This window comes from Corallococcus sp. AB049A (assembly GCF_003668885.1).
Taxonomy (GTDB): Bacteria; Myxococcota; Myxococcia; order Myxococcales; family Myxococcaceae; genus Corallococcus; species Corallococcus interemptor.
The window spans coordinates 21,188-27,361 of the sequence record NZ_RAWL01000065.1 but is presented as its reverse complement, the minus strand read 5'-3'; the positions used below and the strand labels follow the sequence as shown (position 1 = coordinate 27,361).

General features: G+C 70.7%; 6 protein-coding genes. 4 read left to right on the top strand and 2 right to left on the bottom strand.

Annotated features, from left to right (window positions below):
- Both D7X55_RS10105 and D7X55_RS10100 read left to right on the top strand, forming a co-directional pair.
- Window positions 1-1,465 (top strand): Ppx/GppA phosphatase family protein (locus tag D7X55_RS10105; RefSeq protein WP_147470067.1); only part of this gene is annotated, 1,465 nt, incomplete at its 5' end.
- A 165-nt stretch (window positions 1,466-1,630) separates the two neighbouring features.
- The gene (locus D7X55_RS10100; RefSeq protein WP_120548734.1) at window positions 1,631-2,854 is read left to right on the top strand and encodes a zinc-dependent alcohol dehydrogenase; all 1,224 of its coding nucleotides are present in this window, start codon (window positions 1,631-1,633) and stop codon (window positions 2,852-2,854) included.
- 4 nt (window positions 2,855-2,858) lie between these two features.
- Here D7X55_RS10100 and D7X55_RS10095 read toward each other — a convergent pair whose 3' ends face one another.
- Together D7X55_RS10095 and D7X55_RS10090 are read right to left on the bottom strand one after the other, a co-directional pair.
- Entirely contained in the window at window positions 2,859-3,881 is a 1,023-nt protein-coding gene (locus D7X55_RS10095) for an S-adenosylmethionine:tRNA ribosyltransferase-isomerase (RefSeq protein ID WP_199746919.1), read from the bottom strand.
- Window positions 3,878-4,594: an SDR family oxidoreductase gene (locus D7X55_RS10090; protein WP_304988888.1), complete on the bottom strand. Its 717-nt coding sequence runs from the start codon at window positions 4,592-4,594 to the stop codon at window positions 3,878-3,880. The genes D7X55_RS10095 and D7X55_RS10090 overlap by 4 nt, the downstream gene beginning before the upstream one ends.
- A 90-nt stretch (window positions 4,595-4,684) precedes the next feature.
- Here D7X55_RS10090 and D7X55_RS10085 point away from each other — a divergent pair, with 90 nt between their 5' ends.
- The gene (locus D7X55_RS10085) at window positions 4,685-5,242 is read left to right on the top strand and encodes a helix-turn-helix domain-containing protein (protein ID WP_121722934.1); all 558 of its coding nucleotides are present in this window, start codon (window positions 4,685-4,687) and stop codon (window positions 5,240-5,242) included.
- A gap of 271 nt (window positions 5,243-5,513) precedes the next feature.
- On the top strand, window positions 5,514-6,173 hold the full coding sequence (locus D7X55_RS10080) for a DUF6310 domain-containing protein (protein WP_306437720.1): 660 nt from the start codon (window positions 5,514-5,516) through the stop codon (window positions 6,171-6,173).
- Window position 6,174 lies beyond the last annotated feature (1 nt).

The following is a 6,174-nucleotide window of genomic DNA, read 5'->3' as shown; positions in this document are numbered from 1 at the left end:
CACCAACGCCGTGCGCCTGGAGCTGGCCCGCCCGGACGCCGAGGGCTCGCTCGAAACCCTGCACCAGGAGCGAGACCCCATCCGCCCCGGCGAGGGTGTCTTCACCACCGGCGAGATGTCCCAGGAGACCGCCGACCGGCTCCTGTCCACCCTGCGCCGCTACGCCGCCCTCTGCCGCCGCCACAAGGCCCAGGTGCGCGCCGTGGCCACCAGCGCCCTGCGCGAGGCCCGGAACCGCGCGGACATCGTGCGCCGCGTGCACGAAGAAGCAGGCCTGGAGCTGGAGGTCGTCAGCGGCAAGGAGGAGGCCCGCCTCATCTGCCTGGGCGTGCTGCACCGCAAGCCCGCCAACGCCCGCTCGCTGCTCGTGGACATTGGCGGCGGCAGCACGGAGGTCGCCATCACCACCGGCGAGAAGCCCGACGAGCTCTGGAGCCTCTCCCTGGGCTCCGTGCGGCTCACGGAGGTGTTCGACACCGCGCGCACCGTGACGCCCAAGCAGCTGCGGCTGATGCGCAGCTTCGTGGAGGAGACGCTCCACAAGACGCTCCCGGAGAAGCTCCCCGCGCTGCCCCGCGTCGCGCTGGGCTCGTCCGGCACCATTGGCGCCGTGGTGGGCTTCGCGGCCGCGGACAACGGAGGCAACGCCACCGTGCGACAGCTCACCCAGACCGTGGAGACCCTGGCGAAGATGCCGCCGGAGCGCCGGCGCAAGCGCTTCGACCCGCGCCGCGCGGACATCATCGTCTCCGGCGCCGTCATCCTGGAGGGCGTCGCGCGCCACCTGGGCGTGGAGTCCGTCAGCATCGTCAACCGGGGCCTGCGCGACGGCGTGCTGGTGGACCTGCTCTACCGCCAGGACGAATCGCGCGAGGACCCCAGCCTCGCGGACGCGGCCCTCGTCATGGGCCAGCGCTTCCGATTCGACGAGAAGCACGCCCGCCAGGTGGCCCGTATGTCATTGGCCCTCTTCGACGGGCTGGCCTCGCTGCACCAGCTGCCCCTGTCCGTGCGTCCGCACCTGGAGGTCGCCGCGCTGCTGCACGACATCGGCACGGCGGTCAGCTACGAGCGCCACCACCGCCACACGTACTACCTCATCCACAACGCGGACATCCCGGGCCTGGCGGACCACGAGCGGGAAATCATCGCGCGCGTCGCCCGCTACCACCGCCGCTCCATGCCGGAGCTGACCCACTCCGGCATGGCCGGGCTGACCCCGTCCGACGCCCGGCGCGTGCGCAAGCTGGCCACGCTCCTGCGCGTGGCGAACGCGCTGGACCACAGCCACCACCAGCCCATCAAGGACTTCAAGGTGACGGACGGCCGCGAGGCGGTGACCCTGCACCTGCACGCCCGCCACCCGCTCGACCTGGAGCTGTGGAACGTCGAGCGCGAGGCCGCCTCGTTCCGCAAGGTGTTCGGCAAGCGGCTCGCGTTCCAGGTGCATACGACCGGACGCTAGGGCCTTGAGCCCCCCTGCCCGCTCCCCTGCGGAGGGAGCGTGGCGCCGTTCCTGCCCGGCCGCGTCAGCGTGGCCAGAGTCCAGACCAAGGGGTCCCGTGTGCCTTTCGAGCGCCGTGGGCCTTCACGTCTTTTCAGGGCGCCCGGCGGGGGCAAGGAGCGGAACATGAAGGCAGTCGTTTTCCATGGCATTGGGGACATCCGGCTGGACGACGTCGCGGAGCCGAAGCTGAAGGAGCCCACGGACGCCATCATCCGGCTGACCGCCAGCGCCATCTGCGGCACGGACCTGCACATGATCCGCGGCACCATGCCCGGCATGAAGCCCGGCACCATCCTCGGCCACGAGGGCGTGGGCATCATCGAGGAGCTGGGCAAGGACGTGCGCAACTTCAACGTGGGTGACCGCGTGGTCATCTGCTCCACCATCGGGTGCGGCAACTGTTCGTACTGCCGCGCGGGTTACTACGCGCAGTGCAACGACGCGAACCCCAACGGCCCGGACGCGGGCACCGCCTTCTTCGGCGGCCCGGCGATGACGGGCCCCTTCGACGGCATGCAGGCGGAGAAGGCGCGCATCCCGCACGCGGCCATCACCATGGTGAAGGTGCCTGACGGCGTCACCGACGACCAGGCCATCCTCGTCTCCGACATCTTCCCCACGGGCTACTTCGGCGCGGAGATGGCGGAGATCAAACCCGGTGACACCGTGGCGGTGTTCGGCTGCGGCCCGGTGGGCCTGTTCGCCATCGTGAGCGCGAAGCTGCTGGGCGCGGGGCGCATCTTCGCCATCGACAGCCACGAGGACCGGCTGGCGCTCGCGAAGGCGCAGGGGGCGGAGGTCATCAACTTCGAGGAGGAGGATCCGGTGGAGACGCTCAAGCGCTTCACCGGCGGCATCGGCGTGGATCGCGCCATCGACGCGGTGGGCGTGGACTCACAGCACGCGCACCACGGCCCGGCCGCCAAGAAGGCCAAGGCGGAGAAGCCCGAGTTCAAGCGCGAGGTGGAGAGGGTCGCCCCCAAGCAGAAGCCGGACGGCGACAACTGGGTGCCCGGTGACGGGCCGTCGCAGGCCGCGCAGTGGGCGGTGCAGGGGCTGGCCAAGGCGGGCACGCTGTCCATCATCGGCGTGTATCCGCAGACGATGAACGCGTTCCCCATTGGCGAGGCGATGAACAAGAACCTCACCCTGCGCATGGGCAACTGCAACCACCGCAAGTACATCCCGAAGTTGCTGGAGCTGGTGCGCTCCGGCGCGGTGGACCCCACGGCCATCCTGAGCCACGTGAAGTCCATGGCGTCCGCCATCGACGCGTACCGCAACTTCGACCTGCGCAAGCCGGGCTGGGTGAAGGTGGAGCTGGAGCCGGGTGCCACGATTCAGTGACGCGTCATGAATCCAGGATGAGGCACGTGTCGCCGAACTCGTGCCCCAGGTAGCCCGCCGCTTCCGCGTGCGCCGAGGCCCGGTGCAAGAGCGCAAGCGGCGCGAAGGACTGAAGCAGCGCATGGTGGCTGCTCCCCGGTTCATGCACGCCGGTGAGCAGCCCGTGCACCACCCGGGGCACGTAGCCGGGCCCGAGCAGCAGGTCCGTCACGGCCTCCCCTGGCACCAGTGCCCCGTGTTGCGTCGCGCGTCCTTCCAGCGCGCGCACCACGGTGGTGCCCACCGCCACCACGCGTCCGCCGTTCTTCCGCGTCTCCTCCACCAGCGCCACGGTGCGCTCGGGGATGTCCGAGCGTTCAGGCCGGGGCAGCGCCGCGTCCAGCACCGCGTCGCCGGTGGAGGACAGTCCCGCCGCGTGGGTGAGGGACGCCCAGCGCACGCCGCGCGCCTTCAACCGCAGGAGCACGGACGCGGTGAGCGGCAGGCCCGCGGAGGGCATCTCCGCGGCCCATGGGCGTGACGCGTAGAGCGTCTGCACGTGCCACAGCGCCAGCGGCCCCGCCGTGTACGCGTACTGCACGGGACGGCCCGCGGTGTAGAGGGCCTGCCAGAGGGCCGCGCCGCTCAGGTCGAAGGCCACGCGCAGGAGCCGGGGGGATGGGGGCAGCACCTCCACCACCCGCGCGGTGAGTCCTCCGATGATCAGGTGCGCGCCCACGGGGAGCTCGGGCGGAGGGGGCCGGTCCTCGGTGCGCCGGCGCCAGTCTCCCGCGCCGAAGAGGACGGCCGTCCAGGTGTCGTCGGGTTCGTGGGAGAGCAGCCGCAGCTCGATGGCGGCGCCCGCGTGGGTGCGGCCCATGAGCGAGCCGGGCAGCGTGGCCGCGTCGTTCATCACCAGCAGGTCGCCTTCGCGCAGGAGGTCTGGCAGCGCCGAGGCGACGGTGTCGGAGATGCGTTCACGGCGGGGCTCCACGTGCAGGAGCCGCGCGGTGTCGGGGTGTTCGCGGGGCCAGCGGGCGGCGTTCATGCGGCCTCCCACTTGGAGGCCTCGAAGCGCAGGCCGGACGCGGTGTCGCGGGTCTCCACGAGCGCGAGGATGCGCGCGGCCACGTCCTCCGGCTTCGCCAGCGTCGCGGGGTCCGCGTCTGGAATGGCTTCGGCGTGCATGCGCGTGTCCATGTCACCGGGGTCCACGGTGAGCAGGCGCACGCCGCTGCCCTCGAACTCCGAGGCCCAGATGCGCGTCAGGTGCTCCAGCGCGGCCTTCGACACGCTGTAGGCGCCCCAGCGCGGATAGGCGGACACGGCGGCATCGGAGGTGATGTTGAGGATGAGCCCGCGCCCCCGGACGACCATGCTCCCGGCCACGGCCTTGGTCAGGCGGAAGGGCCCCAGCAGGTTGACCTCCAGCACCTGCGCCACGTCCTCGCAAGCGGTGTCCAGGAGGAGCGGGAGGGGCGTGGGGCCCAGGGTGCTCGCGTTGTTGATCAGCACGTCCAGCGGGCCCACCAGCGCGGTGGCCGCGCCGACCAGCGGGTAGATGGCCTGTTTGTCGCCCACGTCGAAGGCGAGCCCGTGCACGGCCAGTCCCCGTGCCTTCAGGGGTGACACGGCCGCCTCCAGGGCCTTCGCGTCGCGGGCCACGCCCACCACCCGGGCGCCCCGCCGGGCGAAGGCCTCCATCAAGGCCCGGCCGAGTCCCCGGCTCGCGCCCGTCACCAGCACTGCTTGATTCCGCATGTCCATGGATTGCTCCTCCTTGGGACAGGGATAGCGGAGGCGTTCCGACGGGATGGCATGGGCGCCAATGCGTTGGCAGAATGCCAGCGTATGAGCGAAGAGGACCTTCCGGGCAGGCTGGCGCGCAACCTGAGGACCCTGCGGGAGACGCGAGGGGCCACGCAGGTGCAGTTGGCGAAGCTGGCGGGCGTGCCCCGGGCCACCTGGGCGCATCTGGAGTCCGGAGCGGCGAACCCGACGTTGTCGGTGTTGCACCGGGTGGCGGGGGCGCTGCAGGTGTCCCTGGAGGAGCTGCTGGCCCGGCCGAAGGCGAGCGCCCGGCACTACCGGCGCGACAGCCTGCCCGTGAAGCAGCGAGGCGCGGCCTTCCTGCGCAAGCTCCTGCCGGATCCACTGCCGGGCATGGAGTTCGACCGGATCGAGCTGCCGCCAAGGGCACGCATCACTGGAGTGCCCCACACGCCCGGCACGCGCGAGTACCTGGCCTGTGAGTCCGGAACCATCGCGCTGGTGGCCAGCGGGGAGCGCTTCGTCCTGGAGGCCGGAGACGTCGTCGTGTTCCGGGGAGACCAGAAGCACTCCTATGAGAATCCCGGAGCGCGCACGGCGGTGGGCTACTCCGTCGTGCTGCTCGCGCCGTCGGTATGAGCGTTCAGGACAGAGCCATGCGCATCCGTGCCTGCATCGCGCTTCTCCTGCTTCTCTCCGCCTGTGCGGCGCCCACACCGGGATTGAGCGCTCCACGGCCCAGAACCGGCGAATTGCCAACCTCCACCGAGCGGCGGCGCTGCCCTGGAGAGACCAGGGCCGATGCGCTGTCCACGAGGCATCCCAGCCCTGGCCCATGCTGGCGGAGCGCTGCTTTCGCGCTCTGGACCATGACCGGATCCGATTCCACGACCCGACTGGGAAATGCACGGTGGCCTCCGCGGATGCGGCTGCGTTGGGACTCGGGGTCTGCGTCCTCGCGGCGCCGGAGTTCGTCGTGGGGGCGGTGATTGTCGTCGGCGTGGTCATGGTGGGCGTGGCCATCGCGGAAGCATTGGACGCATACGCGCTGAAGGGGATGTATCCCGAGGAAACACGCCCCACGTCCGAGACAGAGCCCATCGCGCAGGAGTCCTCGCCGGATGGAGCCCCCAACCCGGATGGGGCCTCTTCGGGACGGGACTGGTTTCCTCCTGTCCCCCCAGGGCTGGAGCCCCGTGACCGCCCTCCGGAATGCACGCCCAGGCGGATTCCTCCCAAGGGAGGCCACCCTCTGCACAACAAGTGTGCCGACAACATCCCGGCCAACGCGTTCCGCGGCGCCAACGTCCTCGTCAACGGCAAGGCCTTCGATGCTCTCCAGCCCGCCACGCGGACGCTGTGGGAGGTGAAGACGAACGACATCGAGACCTACAACCCCTTCATCCGGCAGACGGAGCTCGACAAGCAGGTCGGGGAGGCACAGCGTGAGCGCGCCCTCGCGGCGGCTTGTGGGTATGACTTCGTCATCGGCGTCCGCTCAGAGGCCCACAAGGCCCTGCTTGAGCTGGCGGACTTCACCCTCAAGGTCGTCGTCATGGAGTGGTGCTGAA

Bases quoted from the DNA above. Each gene is read 5' to 3' on its own strand.
- D7X55_RS10100 (WP_120548734.1), top strand. From the start codon at position 1,631: ATGAAGGCAGTCGTTTTCCATGGCATTGGGGACATCCGGCTGGACGAC.
- D7X55_RS10095 (WP_199746919.1), bottom strand. From the start codon at position 3,881: ATGAACGCCGCCCGCTGGCCCCGCGAACACCCCGACACCGCGCGGCTC.
- D7X55_RS10090 (WP_304988888.1), bottom strand. From the start codon at position 4,594: ATGCGGAATCAAGCAGTGCTGGTGACGGGCGCGAGCCGGGGACTCGGC.
- D7X55_RS10085 (WP_121722934.1), top strand. From the start codon at position 4,685: ATGAGCGAAGAGGACCTTCCGGGCAGGCTGGCGCGCAACCTGAGGACC.